This window comes from Lachnospiraceae bacterium oral taxon 500 (assembly GCA_002999035.1).
In the GTDB taxonomy this organism is placed as follows: Bacteria; Bacillota; Clostridia; order Lachnospirales; family Vallitaleaceae; genus W11650.
On record CP027241.1, the window covers coordinates 1,668,401 to 1,686,601 of the forward strand.

General features: G+C 35.6%; 17 protein-coding genes. All 17 read left to right on the forward strand.

The features are described from left to right. The 17 genes from C3V36_07725 to C3V36_07805 all read left to right on the forward strand — a co-directional run bounded on the left by C3V36_07725 (position 1) and on the right by C3V36_07805 (position 18,200). Entirely contained in the window at positions 1-411 is a 411-nt protein-coding gene (locus C3V36_07725; GenBank protein AVM69138.1) for a PrgI family protein, read from the forward strand. Next, positions 371-1,951, forward strand: coding sequence for a conjugal transfer protein TraE (locus C3V36_07730; GenBank protein ID AVM69139.1), 1,581 nt, complete (start codon positions 371-373; stop codon positions 1,949-1,951). The genes C3V36_07725 and C3V36_07730 overlap by 41 nt, the downstream gene beginning before the upstream one ends. A 535-nt stretch (positions 1,952-2,486) precedes the next feature. Next, positions 2,487-4,163: a group II intron reverse transcriptase/maturase gene (gene ltrA / locus C3V36_07735; protein ID AVM69140.1), complete on the forward strand. Its 1,677-nt coding sequence runs from the start codon at positions 2,487-2,489 to the stop codon at positions 4,161-4,163. After that, positions 4,108-5,187: a conjugal transfer protein gene (locus C3V36_07740; GenBank protein ID AVM69141.1), complete on the forward strand. Its 1,080-nt coding sequence runs from the start codon at positions 4,108-4,110 to the stop codon at positions 5,185-5,187. The genes ltrA and C3V36_07740 overlap by 56 nt, the downstream gene beginning before the upstream one ends. A gap of 126 nt (positions 5,188-5,313) precedes the next feature. Beyond that, positions 5,314-6,555, forward strand: a complete 1,242-nt coding sequence (locus C3V36_07745) for a hypothetical protein (GenBank protein ID AVM69142.1) — start codon at positions 5,314-5,316, stop codon at positions 6,553-6,555. After that, positions 6,539-7,534: a hypothetical protein gene (locus C3V36_07750; protein ID AVM69143.1), complete on the forward strand. Its 996-nt coding sequence runs from the start codon at positions 6,539-6,541 to the stop codon at positions 7,532-7,534. The genes C3V36_07745 and C3V36_07750 overlap by 17 nt, the downstream gene beginning before the upstream one ends. Continuing rightward, positions 7,524-8,567, forward strand: coding sequence for a recombinase XerD (locus tag C3V36_07755; GenBank protein ID AVM69144.1), 1,044 nt, complete (start codon positions 7,524-7,526; stop codon positions 8,565-8,567). Before C3V36_07750 ends, C3V36_07755 begins: the two co-directional genes overlap by 11 nt. A gap of 127 nt (positions 8,568-8,694) precedes the next feature. Further along, positions 8,695-9,708, forward strand: a complete 1,014-nt coding sequence (locus C3V36_07760) for a site-specific DNA-methyltransferase (GenBank protein ID AVM69145.1) — start codon at positions 8,695-8,697, stop codon at positions 9,706-9,708. Continuing rightward, positions 9,680-11,878, forward strand: a complete 2,199-nt coding sequence (locus C3V36_07765; GenBank protein ID AVM69146.1) for a CHAP domain-containing protein — start codon at positions 9,680-9,682, stop codon at positions 11,876-11,878. Before C3V36_07760 ends, C3V36_07765 begins: the two co-directional genes overlap by 29 nt. A gap of 11 nt (positions 11,879-11,889) precedes the next feature. Continuing rightward, entirely contained in the window at positions 11,890-12,177 is a 288-nt protein-coding gene (locus C3V36_07770) for a conjugal transfer protein (GenBank protein AVM69147.1), read from the forward strand. Next, a complete protein-coding gene (locus C3V36_07775; protein ID AVM69148.1) occupies positions 12,155-13,000 on the forward strand; it encodes a hypothetical protein in 846 nt (281 codons plus the stop codon). Before C3V36_07770 ends, C3V36_07775 begins: the two co-directional genes overlap by 23 nt. Positions 13,001-13,092: 92 nt before the next feature. Beyond that, positions 13,093-13,686, forward strand: coding sequence for an abortive phage infection protein (locus C3V36_07780; protein AVM69149.1), 594 nt, complete (start codon positions 13,093-13,095; stop codon positions 13,684-13,686). Further along, on the forward strand, positions 13,679-14,512 hold the full coding sequence (locus C3V36_07785) for an abortive phage infection protein (protein ID AVM69150.1): 834 nt from the start codon (positions 13,679-13,681) through the stop codon (positions 14,510-14,512). The genes C3V36_07780 and C3V36_07785 overlap by 8 nt, the downstream gene beginning before the upstream one ends. Positions 14,513-14,589: 77 nt before the next feature. Further along, complete coding sequence (locus tag C3V36_07790; GenBank protein ID AVM69151.1) at positions 14,590-14,895, forward strand: HTH domain-containing protein; 306 nt, start codon at positions 14,590-14,592, stop codon at positions 14,893-14,895. A 109-nt stretch (positions 14,896-15,004) separates the two neighbouring features. Then, positions 15,005-16,720, forward strand: coding sequence for a DNA topoisomerase III (locus C3V36_07795; protein AVM69152.1), 1,716 nt, complete (start codon positions 15,005-15,007; stop codon positions 16,718-16,720). Positions 16,721-16,723: 3 nt separating this feature from the next. Continuing rightward, complete coding sequence (locus C3V36_07800) at positions 16,724-17,275, forward strand: conjugal transfer protein (GenBank protein AVM69153.1); 552 nt, start codon at positions 16,724-16,726, stop codon at positions 17,273-17,275. A 43-nt stretch (positions 17,276-17,318) separates the two neighbouring features. Beyond that, positions 17,319-18,200 (forward strand): conjugal transfer protein, encoded by an 882-nt coding sequence (locus tag C3V36_07805; GenBank protein AVM69154.1) that lies wholly within the window; start codon positions 17,319-17,321, stop codon positions 18,198-18,200. Position 18,201 lies beyond the last annotated feature (1 nt).

Consider the following 18,201-nt stretch of genomic DNA (forward strand, 5'->3'; position numbering starts at 1 on the left):
ATGGCATATGTAAAAATACCAAAGGATCTGACAAAAGTAAAAACTAAAGTAGCCCTGAATATGACAAAAAGGCAGCTGATTGGATTTAGCATAGCGGGGCTTATCGGTTTTCCTGTATATATGCTTTGTAAAAATTATCTGAGTACGGATATTTCTATGATTGTAATGAGTATAGTAGTCTTACCTGTTCTTTTTGCAACGCTTTATGAAAAGGACAATTTACCCTTTGAAAAACATTTGGCATATATCTTGAAGTTTCATAACAGTAAAAAGATTAGGCTATACAAAGCAAAAAGTATTTATCATACCAAGAGAACAAAAAAGCAGGATGCAGGAAGTAAAAATAAGGCAAACGGAAGGAGGAAAAAAATTGAACAAAGACAAAAGAAAAAAACAGGAACAACGAATTAAAAAAGAAGAGTTGGAGCTTAGGAAAAATAAAAAAGAGTTATCGGAACTTAAAAAATCAGGAAAGAAAAAAATAAAGTCTAAAACAAATGGGAAATCATCAAGGAAAAACGGGTGGTTTCCTTTTTTTATGAAAGAGGAGAAAAAGGAAACCGTACAAGATACCATTCCCTATAAGCGAATGTTAAAGGACGGAATTTGCCAGATTGAAAAGAATAAATTTAATAAAACCATTCGATTTTTGGATATCAACTATCGCTTAATGGAAGAAGCAGATCAAGAAAGTATTTTCTCGGAATTTTCTTCTTTTCTAAATTTCTTTAATTCCTCTGTGGAAGTGGAATTCAGTTATGTCAACAGTATCGGTGAAAATGACGAAATAAGTAAACTGATTGACATTAAAGAAAATATAGATGATTTTAACGAAATTAGAAATGAATACAGACAAATGCTCTTAAACCAAAGCTCTAAAGGAAATAACGGACTGTCCAAGAGTATGTACCTTACCTTTACCATAGAGGCGGAGGACTTAAAGCAGGCAAAGAGCAGACTTGAGAGAATGGAAATGGATGTGTTAAATAACTTTAAGCAGATGGGAGTAAAAGCCTATGTACTTGATGGTGAGGAGCGTTTAAAAGTTATTCATGATATTTTAAATCCCAACGATAAACTTGTTTTTTCCTTTGAAGATTTAAAATACAGTGGACTGACGACGAAAGAATATATTGTTCCTCCGTCTTTTAATTTTTCCAAACCGACCTATTTTAAAAGTGGAGAAGTCTTTGCTGAAGTGAATTTCTTACAGCTTTTAGCATCAGATATTAAAGATGAGATGTTATCGGAGTTTTTGGCATTGGAAGAAAATATGGTTGTTACCTTTCATATCAAAGCCATTGATCAGATGGAAGCGATTAAAAATGTAAAAAGAAAAATAACGGATTTAGACAAGATGAAGCTTGAGGAAAATAAGAAAGCCATACGTGCAGGCTATGATATCGACATCTTGCCGAGCGACCTTGTAACTTATGGGACAGAAGCAAAGAACCTGCTATCAGAACTACAAAATCATGATGAAAAGATGTTTTTGGTAACCATTCTCTTTATGAATATGAGTAAAAGTAAGGGGAAACTGGACAATACGGTATTTACCTTAAAATCTATTGCAAACAGACATAATTGCAGTTTGAAAAACCTAAATTACAGACAAGAACAGGGACTTGTTGCAAGTTTGCCGCTTGGAATCAATGAAGTGGAGATAGAACGAGGACTTACCACAAGTGCAGCCGCTATCTTTATACCATTTACAACGGAAGAACTCTTTATCAAGGGAGAAAGTCTATACTATGGTTTAAATGCACTAAGCAGAAATATTATTATGGCAGACCGTAAAAAGTTAAAAAATCCGAATGGACTTATCTTAGGTACACCGGGTTCCGGTAAATCCTTTGCAGCGAAGAGGGAGATTACCAATGCGTTTTTGATTACCGATGATGATATTATCATCGCAGATCCGGAAGCCGAGGTGCGACACGAAGTTGCATAATGAATTGCTGTAATAAACAGATACTCTATCCATTTGGAGTAATCCTACCATAGACCGCTTAACTGGTAACGGTTTCGTTGGTGAGCCTATGGGACAATACAGAAAATCTGACAGCCTAAGTTGGACGTACTGTTAGGATAAGAGTGCTATGGTGAACGTAAAGTGATTCATCGTAAGAGTCGTTACAGGGAATAAGTGAAATAAGGCTGATACACTTACACCAAAATGGTGCAGAGGTGGTTGTTGGAACTTTCTGCTTCGAACAACAAATGGACAAAAATCCTCTCGGCTCAAAGATGGCACCTAAGGCATTCATAATTATTCATTATGTAGAACGTGGTAAGCCCTATATGTTCCTTTTATAACAAAAGGTATGAAACTCGTAAGAGTAACAAAAGACATAGAGGGTAGGGGAAAAGATAAAAAGCGAAAGGTACTGCCGTAATGGCGGTGCATAGGGGTTCAAAATTTGCCCTGACTCGAAAGAGTGCAGACTTATCTTAGGTATTTTATGACAAGAAATGGAGGTAAACCTATGAAAGGTAATAATTCAACGACAGCGAAAGCTGAGAGATTGCCAAACAACAAAGAGCTTTCATATCAATGGAAAACTATTGACTGGAAGAAAGCTGAAAAAGAAGTGAATAGGCTACAAGTCAGGATTGTCAAGGCAACAATGGAAAAGAACTATTTCACAGTAAAAAGACTTCAATATTTACTGACACATTCATTTTATGCGAAAGCTATTGCCGTAAGACGTGTAACAACGAATAAGGGCAAGAAAACAGCGGGAGTAGATAAACAATTGTGGACTACACCTGCAATGAAAATGAAAGCATTGCTTTCATTAACGGATAAAGGCTATAAAGCCAAACCATTAAGACGTGTCTATATCGATAAGAAAAACAAGAAAAAGAAACGCCCTCTTGGTATTCCAACAATGTATGATAGAGCAATGCAAGCATTATATGCACTTGCGTTAGAACCGGTGGCAGAAGCAACTGCTGATACTAAATCATTCGGATTTAGAAAAAGTAGATGCTGTCAAGATGCTTGCGAGTGGATTTTTCACGCACTGTCAAGGGAAACAAGCCCTAAATGGATACTTGAAGGCGATATAAAAGGCTGTTTTGATAACATAAGCCACGACTGGCTTATTGAAAATATTCCTATGGATAAGTCAATATTAAAACAGTTTTTAAAGGCTGGATTTATTTTTAAAGGGGAACTATTTCCTACAGAAGATGGAACGCCACAAGGTGGAGTAATTTCTCCAATCTTAGCAAATATGGCACTCGATGGAATGCAAAAAGTCTTATCTGACAAATTTCACACAAATAGGTTAGGAAAAATAGACCTAAGATTAAAAAATGTTCATAAAGTGAACTTAGTAAGATACGCTGATGATTTTATTGTTACAGCAGCAACTAAGGAAATCGCAGAAGAAGCAAAAGAACTAATTAAGAATTTCTTAACTGAAAGAGGATTAGAATTATCAGAAGAAAAAACTATTATTACACATATTGATGATGGATTTGATATGCTTGGTTGGAATTTCCGTAAATATAAGGGAAAACTAATTGTAAAGCCATCAAAGAAATCTATTCAAACAGTTGTAAGGAGTTTATCTGATACAATACTAAGACGAGGAAAAGCGTGGAATCAAGATGTGTTAATTATGAAGTTAAATCAACAAATCAGAGGGTGGACAAATTACCATCAATCAGTATGTGCAAGCGAAGCATTTGCTCACTTAGACTATATACTGTATGAATTACTATGGAGATGGGCAAAAAGAAGACACCCTAAGAAAGGCAAATGGTGGATATCTACAAGATATTGGCATAGAAAAGGAAGTCGTAACTGGGTTTTCAGTACGGACAAACACGAGCTTATACGAGTAGACCATACACCAATAGTAAGACACACAAAAATCAAACTTTCAGCCAATCCATACCTTGATACAGAATATTTTACAGAACGAAAATTTAATCAAGGAATGAAACGTCTTTCGGGTCGTTTTAAAATAATATGGAGAAATCAAAAAGGCTGTTGTTATCACTGTGGAATGCCACTTGAGGTTGCGGAAAATAGAGAGATATTCTTTAAAGTTCCAAAAGCTGATGGTGGAAAAGAGGAAGTGACAAACATGGCGTATGTACATGCTGATTGTCAACGAATATACATTGAAAGCCGCTCGAAAGAGTTATAAAATGCTTGAGCCGTATGAGGGGAAACTCTCACGTACGGTTCTTAGAGGAGAAGGCGGTAGTAATACCGCTGACTCACTCGACTACGCACCACTGGTAGAAGCTCTAAAAGGTCAGGTTGTTAGAATTTCTCCGACAAGTAAAGACTATGTTAATCCGCTTGATATTAACATAGATTATGCTGATGAAGATAATCCGCTATCCTTAAAATCGGATTTTGTTCTTTCGCTTTTTGAATTGGTAGTTGGAGAAAAGAAATTAAGTGCAGAAGAAATCTCTGTCATAGACCGTTGCTTGCCGATTTTATACAAAGCCTATTTTGAAAATCCTGTGCCGGAGAATATGCCTATTTTAGAAGATTTATATAACCTTCTTCAAAAACAGGAAGAAACAGTAGGAAAGAAACTTGCAGTAGAAATGGAGATTTATGTAAAGGGAAGTTTAAATGTATTTAACCACAGAACGAATGTAGACACTAATAACAGAGTGGTTTGCTATGACATCAAGGAACTGGGAAAACAGCTTAAAAAAATCGGAATGTTAATTATACAAGATCAGGTTTGGAATAGAGTTACTGTCAACAGGGCAAGTAAAAAAACAACAAGATATTTTGTTGATGAATTTCATTTGCTCTTAAAAGAACCGCAAACCGCCAATTATTCCATTGAAATTTGGAAGCGATTTAGAAAATGGGGAGGTATGCCGACTGGACTTACCCAAAACATAAAGGATCTGCTTGCAAGTCCGGAGATTGAAAATATCTTTGACAATACCGACTTTATTTTAATGCTTAATCAGGCAGGAACGGATCGAGATATTTTAGCTAAAAAACTGAATATCTCCAAACACCAGCTTTCCTATGTAACCAATAGCAATGAGGGAGAAGGACTTATCTTTTATGGAAATACGATTGTTCCTTTTATCGATCAGTTTCCGAAAAATACAAAGCTGTACTCCCTAATAACAACGAAATTATCTGACATGTCGGATAATTTAGTGTATTCGGCAAGTAATGTTATTCGGTAAGTCATATTTCCTCCTTATATTTACTATATTTTTTAAAAACTTCTTGAATAATAATTATCTATATGAACTCTTCTGTATAATAAAATCGTGTCGACCCGATACAAATATACAGAGGAGGATTTTTAAATGAATCAATCAAATTATTTTAAGTTGGAATTACATTTGCGGGAACTTATGAAGAAAGCTTCCTACAGTGATTCCACTACAAAAGATATGGAGTTTGTTCTTCAAGCGTTTGCTTCTTATATGAAGGTGATGAAGCTGGAAGAATATTCTCCGGAAATTGGTGACCAAATGGTCGAATACTGTAGCGATAAGCTTCATGTTTGTAAATCCCGAGTAAAGCGTGCAAAAGGAATTGTAAGAAAGCTGAATCGCTTATCGCAAGGATTGGATGGGGATGCAGCTTTATGGGGCAATAAATGCTATGTTCCGGATATTCCAGGCGAATATATGGATGTATTGAACAAATATGCGAATCATTGTCTTAAAGCCGGCAACAGAGCATCCACTGTTCATATCAAATTTCTTGTTTGTGGCAAATTCTTAGAAAATGTTGCCGGTCTCAGGTGTCCGAATTTATCCAAGCTCACAGGAGAGCAAGTGCTGCAAGCATTTCTTGCTCTGAAATACGATGAGTACTGGTGTCGTATCCGTCTTTTTCTGCGCTTTCTGTATGAACAAGGAATGGTATCTCGTAACTATGATAAACTGTTTGTTTATCGTAAGAAAAAGAATCCTTTTCCTACGGTATATTCGCCCGATGAGATAGCAATTGTAGAAAGGTCTATCGAGCGTTCTACCCCGGCCGGAATCAGAAATTATGCCATTATGTTACTGATGTCCAGATATGGCATTCGCTCAAGGGATATTGCGGCACTTACTTTGGATAACTTCGATTTCGAAAACAATCGAATCCAATTCGTTCAATTAAAGACAGATAAGCCATGGGAAAGTGAATTGCTTCCCGAAGTAAAAGAGGCGATTTTGAACTATCTTCTCTCTGTCAGAGCCAATCTTACGAATTCCCCAACCCTTTTTATTACATCACAGATACCATATAAACCATTGAATTATCTTGCTATTGATACAGCAGTTTGGACACTTTTCAAGAAATCAGGGATAGAAATATCCGGACGACGACATGGCAGTCGAGCATTCCGTTCATCAATTGCAAGCAACATGGTAAATGACCATGTTCCTACAGAGGTTGTTCGTCGTATTTTAGGTCACGGAACGAAACATGCTATCAAACATTATGCAAGGCTGGACATAGAAAGCATGCGTCTTTGTCCACTTGAAGTCATTTCTCCAAGTGGAACATTTTTAAAAGAACTCCACCCGAAAGGAGATGATTCAAATGCTTAACAGCCTGCTTTCTTCTGAAATAGCAGATTATATAAGACTCAGATATGCTTTTGTATCTGTATCCACCGCAAATGCGGATGAAAAAGTCTTGGATGACCTAGACGAATTTCTTGTAAAAGCCGAAGTCACAGACAAAGAGTTGACGGAAGAAATTCTGACCGATTTTATTGCTACATTAACCGGAAAAAGCAAAACCATTTATAACAAGGTCGGTACAATTCGAGGGTTTACACGTTTTCTTAACGCACTTGGATACACAGCTTTCATTCCGGATGTACCCACTGTCAAATCAGATTTTATGCCGTATATCTATTCTAACGAAGAGATACAGAAGATTTTCTACTATGCCGATCGTCTTCCCTTAAAACAAACAAGTCACAAAAGACCGTATCATACCATTAAAGTACCGATGATTCTGCGGATTCTATATGGGTGTGGAACAAGAATCGGAGAAACCGTCGCCATTAAAAGAAGCGATATTGATTTCCAAAATAGAACCTTATTTCTTAGAGAAACAAAGAATTCTAAAGAACGTCTAATCCCGATTCATGATTCTCTGAATAAAATCCTGTTCCATTATTGCGTAGTTACCGGAATAATGGAACAGCCGGACGCCTATCTTTTTCCCGGAATGAAATCCGGCACCCACTATACAACCAGACAAGTTGTTACTTGGTTCTCTGAAATATTGAAGCTTGCAAATATTGATCAGCGGGAAAAATCTCCTAATAAGCGTGGAGCCTGCCTGCATAGCTTTCGTCATCTTTTTGTTTTGAAAGCTATTAAGCAATTGGAAACGGCGGGAAGATCTGTTGATATGAATGATCTCTTGTTGCCAACCTATTTAGGGCATGAGTGTCTGCTTGATACAGATAAATACATGCGTTTTTCCGGTGTGCAGGTTTCGGATTCTCTGGATGCTTTTGAGACTTTTTCATCAGGCTTGATTCCGTCTGTGGAGGTGCCTTATGAAGAATAAAACAGAAGAAGAATTTATCGCTCTACTTGGAAGATTCTTTACGAACTATCTTCCAAATACAGTAAATGCAAGTCCGAATACAATGACCTCGTATAAATGTGCCTTCCGACTGCTATTTCAATATATCAGAGATAATACCGGTACAAAGTTTGAAGCTATCACCTTTGAATTTCTGAACTTTGAACTGTTAACCGATTTTTTCGACTGGCTTATTACAGAGCGTGGTAACAGCCGAACAACAGCGAAACAGCGCATGGGAGCACTTGCTTCATTTGCAGACTATGCCGGGGGAAGGAATCTTACGGCCGCATATGTTTTCAAAAACAGTTTGCAGAAAATTTCAAAGAAATCATTACGCAAAGTAAAAGGGAAAAGCCGAACATCATTTACACGTCCTGAATTGAGCATCCTATTTTCATTGCCGGATCCGTCTGAAAAACTTGGGTGGCGGGATCTAGTTCTTTTTACTGTGATGTATTCCAGTGGAGCACGAGCGCAAGAGATCTGTGACCTGACTGTTGGAGATATTGCACACGATGAAAAAGGGAATGCAATCCTTACTCTTATTGGAAAAGGGGATAAGGCACGCCGTGTAAAAATAACATCTGAGGCAACAAGACTTTTGGATAAATATGTTGCCTCAAGGAAAATTAGCATCGACTATGAACGACATGTTTTTCCAAGTCAAAGAAATGAACATTTATCTGTATCGGCAATTGAAGACATATTTGCAAAATATGTTACTCTTGCCAAATCAGAACATCCGGAGATGTTTGTTCATGGACCGTATACCCCTCATGTAATGAGACACACAACGGCAACACATCTGATAGAAGCAGGTGTTCCATTAGCTATTGTGAAAAACATTTTAGGACATTCTTCGATACAAACAACTCAGATTTACTTGGATATTTCTCAGCAGACTGTTGATCGTACATTGGAAGAATGGAACGAAAAATGGTTTTCACAAAATAATCCGAGCGATACAGAGATTCTAAAGGATAATAATCAGATCCCTGATTTTCTGAAATAATACTGTATCGTTATTCGGTGAGAAGCTCGAAAACACTTCCATATTGGAGTGTTTTATGGGCTTCTCTAATAACAATAGTTACCTAATAAACTAAACCTGAAGAAGTAAAAAAGGCAGGTGAATAGGGATGAGCGTGGACAGAAGTAAAGAGGCATTTCTAAAAGAAAATGAAAATAGAATTATTTGTGGGGATGCACTTGAAACATTAAAGAATTTTCCGGATGAAAGTATAAATTGCTCAATTACATCACCCCCGTATTATGGGCTTAGGGATTACCATAAAAAAGAGCAAATCGGAAGAGAAAAAACGGTAGAAGAATACCTCGACAGGCTAATAAATGTATTTAGAGAGGTAAGAAGAGTATTAAAAAAAGACGGCACTTGCTTTATTGTGATTGGGGACTCTTATGCAGGAACAAGCAGTAAGAAAGAACAAAGAGATCCTAAATATCCAAAGGGAAGAAACGGGCAAAATCCCTCGATTACACAAAAGGTGTTAGGATACAAGTCAAAGGATTTAATGGGAATACCTTGGAGATTGGCTTTTGCTTTAAGAGAGGACGGATGGTATCTTCGCTCGGATATTATCTGGCATAAGGAAAATGCCATGCCGGAGGCTTGCAAGGATAGACCTACTCGTTCTTATGAACATATCTTTTTACTTTCCAAATCGCCAAGATACTACTATGACTATGATTCTTTAGCAGAGCCGATGAAAGAAGTCAGTAAAAAAAGATATGTAAGAGGAAGAAGTAAGGAAAATAAGTATCTAAACGAAAATTCCGGAGCAAAGATACAAAAAATCAATGAAGCAAGAGGATATGGGCAGTACAAAGGAGATAATATCCCTCAGTTTCGCAACAAAAGGGATATTTGGACCATCAATACCACCTCTTTTAGGGGAAATCACTATGCAGCCTTTCCTCCAAAATTGGCTGAGATTTGTATGATTGCAGGTTGCCCGAAAGGTGGGATAATCCTTGATCCTTTTATTGGAAGTGGAACAGTTGGACTTATAGCACTGCTTCATAATCGAAAGTATATCGGAATTGAATTAAATGAGGAATATGTAAATCTTACAAAGAAAAGAATTGAAACGGAGGTGAAAAAACTTGGCAAAGAAAAGGAAGATACAGTATAGAAATAACAGGGCAAAATCATTAAATCAAGAAAAGCAGCCTTTGCAGGTTCAAACTCAGGATAATTATAAAGCAGAATATCTCAAAAATCAGAATGAAACTTTTCACTTATCCGATAAGGGAGATATAAAGCAAAATCAGTCTGTCTTTCAAGCCGAAAAACGTAGAAAAAAGATGCAAAAGCAGATCAATAAATTTCATAAGCAAGAAAAAGAGGTTTATGATCTATTGTCTAAAGATATGGATAATGATGGCGTAATAGACAGGTACGATGTGGATTTTAGGGATAGTAAAGTATCGTATCGAACTCTTGCAGATGATGAAAAGTACGATAACAGGCAAAATGATAAGGAAAAAAATTATGATGAATATGTAAAAAATCCAAAACTCAAGAATAAGAGATATAAAAATTATGCAAAAGATACCTTTTTAAAAGAAAGTCCAAAATCGGAAAAGCAGAAGAAATATGTGAGGAGTAATTTTGAGGATAAGGAGTTTACAAGAAATAAGGATACAAAAAAGAATTCCGCTCAGGATGGAAAGGATAAAAGAAAAACTACAAAAACGACGGATAAAAACATATCACAAAAAAAGGCAAGGAAATTTGAAAATAAGGAAAAGAAAATATCTAAGTTACGCAAAAAAAAGCAAAAACAAGAGCAGAAACTAAAAAATAATGGACTTGACGGAAAAACGCAAAGTGCTAAAAGTGCAGTGATAGCAACGGGGATGGTAAATCGGTATTTGGAAAGTGGAAAAGAGGATAATGCCGCAGTTGCGGCTGCTTATAAGGTTACAGATCAAGTCGAAAATATTTCAAGGAAAATATATCATTCTGGAAAAAAGAAAAATTTAAAAAGGCAAAAAAAGATAACAAAATTAGGTAAAAGGATTGAAAATCAAGAAAAGAAACTCTTTTTTCAAAAGAATATGGAAGAGATGAAAAAAAGTGCGGATTACCAAAATACCTCAAGGCTCAGACAGTTCTTTAAGAGAAGGCAGTATAAAAAGCAGATTCAAAAGAAGTATAAAGACAGTGTAAAAAACAGAATAAAAAAATCCTTGATAGAGTCAAGCAAACACTTTGGCGAATTTGTAAAATCCAGAGGGAAAAAGATAGTATTTCTATCGCTCTTAGCGTTAGGAATATTTTTTATGCTCTTTCAGGCGGGAAGTATGATGATGAATATGGGAACGGGGATGGTAGGCAATACCGTTTCAACCACCTACTTATCATCAGAAGATGTACTCAAAGAAACCAATCAGGAGTTTTCATCTTTAGAACAGGCTTTGCAAGAAGAAATGGACAGTGTAGAGGAAAATCATCCGGGTTATGATGAATATATTATAAACGGGAAAGAAAAAATTGGTCATAATGTCCATGAACTCTTGTCTTATATCACAGCCCGTTATGGAATTGTAAAGAATATCTCTGAGGTGGAAAGTGAACTTCAAAGTCTGTTTCAAAATATGTATACCTTAACCTATAAGGAAGAGATCGAAATCAGATATAAAACCGTTACAACAAGCTATACGGATGCTGACGGCAATGAACATACGGAAAGTCATGAAGAACCGTATGAGTATAAGAAACTCATTGTAACCTTAGAAAAAAGAGAGATGGACGATATTATCAGAGAGGCATTTCAGGCTTATCCCGACAACTTATCTCATTACGAAATCTTACTTGCAAGCAAAGGAAATATGGAGCGGGTCTTTGGAACCGGAAGCGGAAATCTGTCGGAGATTGTAGATAATCCCGATTTTTCAAATCCCGGACTTGAGTTTAATGAGGAAAGTGTAAAGAGAATTGTTCATGAGGCGGAAAAACATATCGGAAAAAGATATGTTTTCGGGGCAAATGGACCGAATAACTTTGACTGTTCTTCTTTTGTCTGCTGGGTGTATACCCATTCGGGGATAAAAAACATGCCAAGAACAACAGCTTGGGGAATTTATAAAAATTACTGTAATCCCATTTCACCAAGTGAAGCAAAACCGGGAGATATTATCTTTTTTAAAGGAACATACAATTCAGGCTCGCCAATAAGCCATGTCGGTATCTATGTAGGTGGTGGTTATATGATTCATGCCGGAGATCCGATTCGGTATGCAAAAATAGATACGCCCTATTGGAGAGAGCATCTTTACGGCTACGGCAGACCAAAGTAGGAGGTGGAAATTTGAATAAAAAATACAGAAAAAATATAGAAAAGCAAAAAGATATTCAGAAAAAAATAGAAGAACTGAAGTTAAAACAGGAGATGTTAAAAGAAGAACAGGTGGAAATGGAAAATACCCATGTTCTAAAAGAGTATCGAAGTATTGATATTTCCATAGATGACTTTTTAGAGATGATGAGAAATTATAAAAAAGAGGAAAAACAGGAAAAAAGGAAGTTACAGGAAATGACACATACCAAAAATCATAATAATATGGAGGAAAATCATGAAAATCAAATTGAAAAATAGGAGAACACAATTAAAAAGAGTATTTTGCGTATGGATGCTGCTTCTTATTGCTATCATCCATACAAATACGGCTTTTGCTCAGGTAAAAGAAAGCGAAGCGGAAAAACAAACGGAGCAGGAAACAGAGCAGGTACAGGAGAAAAAAGAAGAAAAAGTGCTGCGATTTCCAAATAAACTGGAAGCCAAAGAACCGCCAAAGAACAGTCAGGATAATGAAAACAGTTCAAACAATAAAGGAACTCCCACAGAGCCAAGCACTGCCAAAGCACAGCTCATAGAAAATGTAAACAATGCCAACGGGAACTATCCGATTCATCATGGAGATGCAGAAGGAGAGATAAAAGATAAATACTCCGCCGATGCCAGACAGTTTATCACCTTTAAGACCAAATCCGGCAAAACCTTTCATCTCATCATTAATCACGATGAAGAAGGACAAAATGTCATGCTCTTAACCGAGGTTAGTGAAGATGATCTGCTCAATATGGTTGAAGTAAAAGAAAAACCGAAAGAGGAAATTAAAAAGATTGAAGATACAGAGATTAAACCTGAAATAAAAAAAGAAGATCCGAAAATAGAAGAAAGCAAAGGCGGAGGCTCTTATATTTTCTTAGGAATCATCGTTCTTGCAGTAGTTGGAGCAGGATACTACTTTAAGATTTATAAGAAGAAGCAAGATGATGACACGGAAGATGAGGAAGAATATGACGAATTGGAAGATGAGTATGAAAGAGAGGATAGTGCAGAAGATATGGCAGAAAAAGAGCCGCAAAACATAGATGATATGGCAATAGATTCCTATGATGATGAAGATGAGGAATAAAGTTATAAAGAGAAATACAAACCTTAATGTTGTAATCGTGCGTACCATATGATATAATGTAAGCATTATTGCAACAAGAAAGGGAATGTACTATGGATTATATAAAAATGATAAAAGAAAAATTGGATAAAACAGGTGGAGTTATTACAAGTAAAGAACTTAAAAACTCTAATATTCCTACCATATATCTCACACGAATGATGGAGAAAGGGGAACTGATTCGTGCGGATAGAGGAATATATATAGATTTAAATGGAGATTATGATGAGTATTATTTTTTTCATAACAGGTGTAAGGTCGCTGTTTTTTCTTATGTATCCGCTCTTTATCTTCAGGGATTTACAGACATTATCCCAAATGAAATGGAAGTTACAGTATACAAAGGGTACAATCCACATCGTATAAGCAAAAATGTGAGAATTCACTATGTAACAAGAACAATTTATAATTTGGGGATTACAAAGTGTCAAACAATGTTTGGGAATATAGTAAAAGTTTATGATTTGGAAAGAACGGTTTGCGACCTTATTAAAAACAGAAGCGAAATAGAAACTGAACTGTTTTCAAAAACGATTAACAAGTATGTCCATTATGAACATAAGGATTTGAACAAACTATATGAGTATTCAAAAACGATGAAGATATATGAAAAAGTAAAAGAAATTTTGGAGGTTGTTTATGAATAAGGATAAGCTAAGGGCTATATGCCAAAAACTGTCAAAAGAAACAGGCCTTAGTTTTAATGCTGTGCAAACACACTATTTTTTAGAAAGTATTTTAGGAAAGATAGCAGATAGTGAAGAAAATGAAAACTTTATTTTCAAAGGAGGTTTTTTACTTGCAAATGTAATCGGAATCAGGCAGAGAAACACAGTAGATATTGATTTTTTGATAAGAAGATTTTCTCTTACCGAAGAAAATATAAAGCAAAGATTTGAAAAAATATTCCAAAGCGGAAAAGATATGGGTATTACTTATGAGATTCAGAAAATAGAAGAAATCCGCAAAGAAGATGAATATGGCGGATTTAGGATTACAGTTCTTTGCAGACTAGAAAATATTAGGCAAATTATTCCGCTTGATATAACAACAGGCGATCCTATTACACCAAGTGAAATATCCTATGAATATAAAAGTATTTTTGATGATAGCATTTTTGAGATTTGTGCATATAATATAGAAACAATCCTTGCCGAGAAGATTCAGACAGTATATCAAAGAGGGGTATTCAACAGCAGGAGTAAAGATTTTTACGATATTTACATTTTATATCATTTGAAAAAAGAAGAGATTGATTTTGAGCGGTTAGAGAAAGCGTGCCAAAATACATTTAAGCATAGGAGCACAATTTTTAATATTGACAGCATTCTTGAGGTATTAAATACTCTAAAAGCTGAGAAAGATCTTAAAATACGATGGAGCAGTTATCAAAAAAGATTTAGTTATGCAGGAGAAATAAGCTTTGATGATGTAATAGATACGATGATAGGATTGGTAAAAAACATAAAATAAATTTAATAAAAAGACGTGACTTCGGACTTAGAAAAATTATTGAAGCCTATGAGTCCTGCAAAAATTATAGAGAAGAATTGAAACCTAAATTCAGGTCAACAGAAAGTGCATTTTTTACGGTTTTGAAAAATCTAAATTATGAGGGTCAAAATGTCGGTCAAAATGTCGGTCAAAGTGTCGGTCAAAAACTAAAGCCTGATGATAGGCGAAAGCATATTATTGAGATTATTGAGGGAAATTCAAAAGTTACTGCCCTTGATCTATCAAAAATATTCTATGTTTCAGAGCGAACAATAGAGAGGGATTTGAAAAAATTAACTGAAGAAAAAGTCATCGAATATGTCGGTGGTGCCAAAGACGGCCATTGGACAGTAAAGAAATAAATAGTAATAAGTAAATATAAACGTTCTTAAATATGGTGCAGTATTTAAGAGAAAACTTTGAGCGAGAGAAAAATCTTTCGCTCTTTTTTTATGGAAAAAGGAGGAATTTATGAAACATAAATTGGTGGTAGCAGAAAAACCGAGCGTTGCCCTATCTATTTCAAAGGTACTTGGGGCAACAAAAAAACAGGACGGATATTATGAAGGAAACGGATACAGGGTTTCTTGGTGTGTGGGACACTTAATTCAGATGGCAAATCCGGAGATTTACGATGAAAAGTATGCAAAATGGAATATAGAGGACTTGCCAATTATTCCAAAACACTACAAGTATGAAGTATCTAAGGCAACGAAGAAGCAGTTTGCTATCCTTAAAAAGCTGATGAATGATAAAGAGCTTGATACTGTTATCAATGCCTGTGATGCAGGACGAGAAGGAGAAAGTATATTTAGACTTGTATATCATAAGGCAAATTGCAAAAAGAAAATAAAACGCCTTTGGATTTCCTCAATGGAAGATAGTGCAATAAAAGAGGGATTTGAGAATTTAAAAGACGGAAAAGATTATGACAATCTCTTTGAATCGGCACAAGCAAGAGCCATAGCCGATTGGCTTGTCGGAATGAATATCAGCAGGTTTTATTCTTGTTTATATAAGCAAAATTACAGCGTTGGCAGAGTTCAAACCCCTACTCTTGCCATGATTGTAAAAAGAGATGATGAGATAGCAAATTTCAAAAAAGAAAAATATTACACGGTTGAGCTTTCTATGAATGATTTTACGCTATCGACAGATAGAATTGATAATTTGGAGATAGCAGAGCAGCTTAAAAATTTAGTCGGAGAAAAAATTGAAATCACTGATGTGATTCAGAAAGAAAAAATCACGAAACCAGACTTACCCTTTGATTTAACCACCTTGCAAAGAGAGTGCAATAAATACTTTGGATATAGTGCAAAACAGACACTTGATTACGCCCAGAGTCTATACGAAAAGAAACTTATTACTTATCCGAGAACGGACAGCAGATACCTTACAACAGATATGGTTACAAGTACGATAAATAACGTATTGGAAAAAAATGAATTTGATAAAGAGCGTATTAAGGTCATTTTTAATTCAAGTAAGGTTACGGATCACCATGCCATTATTCCGACAGCAAGCTCATTGAATGAAGATTTATCGAGTATTCCGGGAAGTGAAACAAAGGTGTATCGGCTTATTTTAAGTAAACTACACGCAAGTGTGGGCTATCCTTTAATTGAAAACACAACAAAGATTGTAGCTTCATTTAATGGATTTCAGTTTACAAGTAACGGCAAAGTGATTGCAGATGAGGGCTTTACTAAGTATTTGAAGGAATATAAGTCTAAAAAGAATGAAGATATTATCTTACCAAGTGTTAGTGTTGGAGATATTCTTGAAATTAAGAAGAAATCAATCAAAGAAAAATATACGCAGCCGCCAAAGCACTTTACAGAGGACACTTTGCTTAAAGCTATGGAGATTGCAGGAAGTGAAGCCTTAGAAAAAGGTGTTGAGGTTGAAAGAAAAGGGCTGGGAACACCTGCAACAAGGGCAGGAATAATTGAGAACCTGATTTACAAAGGCTTTATTGAAAGAGATAAGAAAAATTTGAAAGCAACCCATAAAGGAATCAGCCTTGTAACGATTGTTGCAGATGTCTTTAAGTCCGCTGAAACCACCGCTAAATGGGAAATGGAATTATCGGATATTGCACAGGGAAAATCTTCCAAAGAAAAATTCTTAGAAGGCATTGAAACTGAAATAAAAAATGCTGTTACCAAGTATCAGGAGGCTTAGCCTATGTTTGATACTTTAATAAAATTTGATAAAGACAGAGAAAAATTAGATTTTTATGCCACTGACCAAAGAGCGATTAAGGAATTGCTTAAAAGAGAAACTTTTAGAGAACATATCTATGAACCGGCTTGTGGACAGGGGCATATCGGAAAAGTATTAGAAGAATACGGTTATAGAGTAAAAGCGACAGATATTTATTATAGAGGCTATGGAGAAGAAAAGGAAATTGATTTTTTCACAGTTAAAGAAAATACCTTAGATATTGTAACCAATCCACCCTATTTTTGTGCAGGCGAATTTTTAAGACACGCACTTAAAATATCAAAAGAAGGAGTAAAAATAGCAATGCTTTTTCGGTTGGCATTTTTAGAAGGTCAATCAAGATATGAGTTATTTAGAAAGTATCCGCCAAAAAAAGTGTATGTTTTTTCTAAAAGACTGAATTGTGCAAAAAATGGAGAGTTTGAAAAATGTAAAAGCAGTGCCATAGCATTTGCGTGGTTTCTATGGGAGGTGGGCTATAAAGGATATACAGAGTTAAAGTGGATTCGATAAAAAAATGGAATAAAACGATTGAAAAAAAACGAAGGAGGAAAACATGGATAAGAACAAAGTATTACAATCACAGCAATCACAGGAAAACAGAACAAAAGAAGTAATGAGCGAGATTAAAGAGGAATATACAAAGACAACAGGCTTTTTAGAAGAAAACACTAATCAGCAGCTTAATATAGCTAAGGAAATGAAAGATGAGATGAAAAATAAGGACTTTGATACAAATATCGAAGAATTAAAAGCCTTAAAAGAAGAAATCACAGGACTGAAAGCAGAGATTAAGCGATTAAATGAAATGGAAAACATAGGGTTAAGTTCACTGATTGTGCGAGATATTAAGTCTGTAGGAAATGCCCTTATGAGTTTACAGGAAAAAGCGATAGGAAGTATCAAACATCTGTATGACAATATGAAACATCAGCTTTCCTATAACCTCACCAAAGCACAGGAAAAATTTGTACAGATAAAAATAGGAATTGTAAAAGGGCTGGTAAACTCCATGCAGGATTTTATCAGGGAACAACAAAAGAAACTGGATAGCTGCCTTGAAAAGTTAGATAATCTATCCAAAGAAATTCAAAAAGACGAAGAAAAACTTATCCAAGATGGGCAAAACCATGAAGATAATACACGAAAAGAAGATATATCTATAAAACACAATGAGGATAAACAGCAAGAAGAGAAAGAAACTACTCCAACAGAAAATGAAGAGAAAAAGGAAATAAGCTCAAAAGAAATATTAAAAGCGGAAATGGCGGACAAGGGCATAGTGAAAAGGGAAGAAAAAGAAAAACCAAAAGAAAGACCGGCAGAGAAAAAACCGTCTGTACTCAAAAAATTAAAAGAAAATCAGCAAAAAATCAAGAAGGAGGAAAAAGCAAGGGATGTAAAAGTACCCAAAAAAGATAAGGGAATGGAGCTATAAT

Bases quoted from the DNA above. Each gene is read 5' to 3' on its own strand.
- C3V36_07775 (AVM69148.1), top strand. From the start codon at position 12,155: ATGAAAATCAAATTGAAAAATAGGAGAACACAATTAAAAAGAGTATTT.
- C3V36_07725 (AVM69138.1), top strand. From the start codon at position 1: ATGGCATATGTAAAAATACCAAAGGATCTGACAAAAGTAAAAACTAAA.
- C3V36_07805 (AVM69154.1), top strand. From the start codon at position 17,319: ATGGATAAGAACAAAGTATTACAATCACAGCAATCACAGGAAAACAGA.
- C3V36_07795 (AVM69152.1), top strand. From the start codon at position 15,005: ATGAAACATAAATTGGTGGTAGCAGAAAAACCGAGCGTTGCCCTATCT.
- C3V36_07780 (AVM69149.1), top strand. From the start codon at position 13,093: ATGGATTATATAAAAATGATAAAAGAAAAATTGGATAAAACAGGTGGA.
- C3V36_07785 (AVM69150.1), top strand. From the start codon at position 13,679: ATGAATAAGGATAAGCTAAGGGCTATATGCCAAAAACTGTCAAAAGAA.
- C3V36_07755 (AVM69144.1), top strand. From the start codon at position 7,524: ATGAAGAATAAAACAGAAGAAGAATTTATCGCTCTACTTGGAAGATTC.
- C3V36_07750 (AVM69143.1), top strand. From the start codon at position 6,539: ATGATTCAAATGCTTAACAGCCTGCTTTCTTCTGAAATAGCAGATTAT.
- C3V36_07800 (AVM69153.1), top strand. From the start codon at position 16,724: ATGTTTGATACTTTAATAAAATTTGATAAAGACAGAGAAAAATTAGAT.
- ltrA (AVM69140.1), top strand. From the start codon at position 2,487: ATGAAAGGTAATAATTCAACGACAGCGAAAGCTGAGAGATTGCCAAAC.
- C3V36_07740 (AVM69141.1), top strand. From the start codon at position 4,108: ATGTACATGCTGATTGTCAACGAATATACATTGAAAGCCGCTCGAAAG.
- C3V36_07745 (AVM69142.1), top strand. From the start codon at position 5,314: ATGAATCAATCAAATTATTTTAAGTTGGAATTACATTTGCGGGAACTT.
- C3V36_07760 (AVM69145.1), top strand. From the start codon at position 8,695: ATGAGCGTGGACAGAAGTAAAGAGGCATTTCTAAAAGAAAATGAAAAT.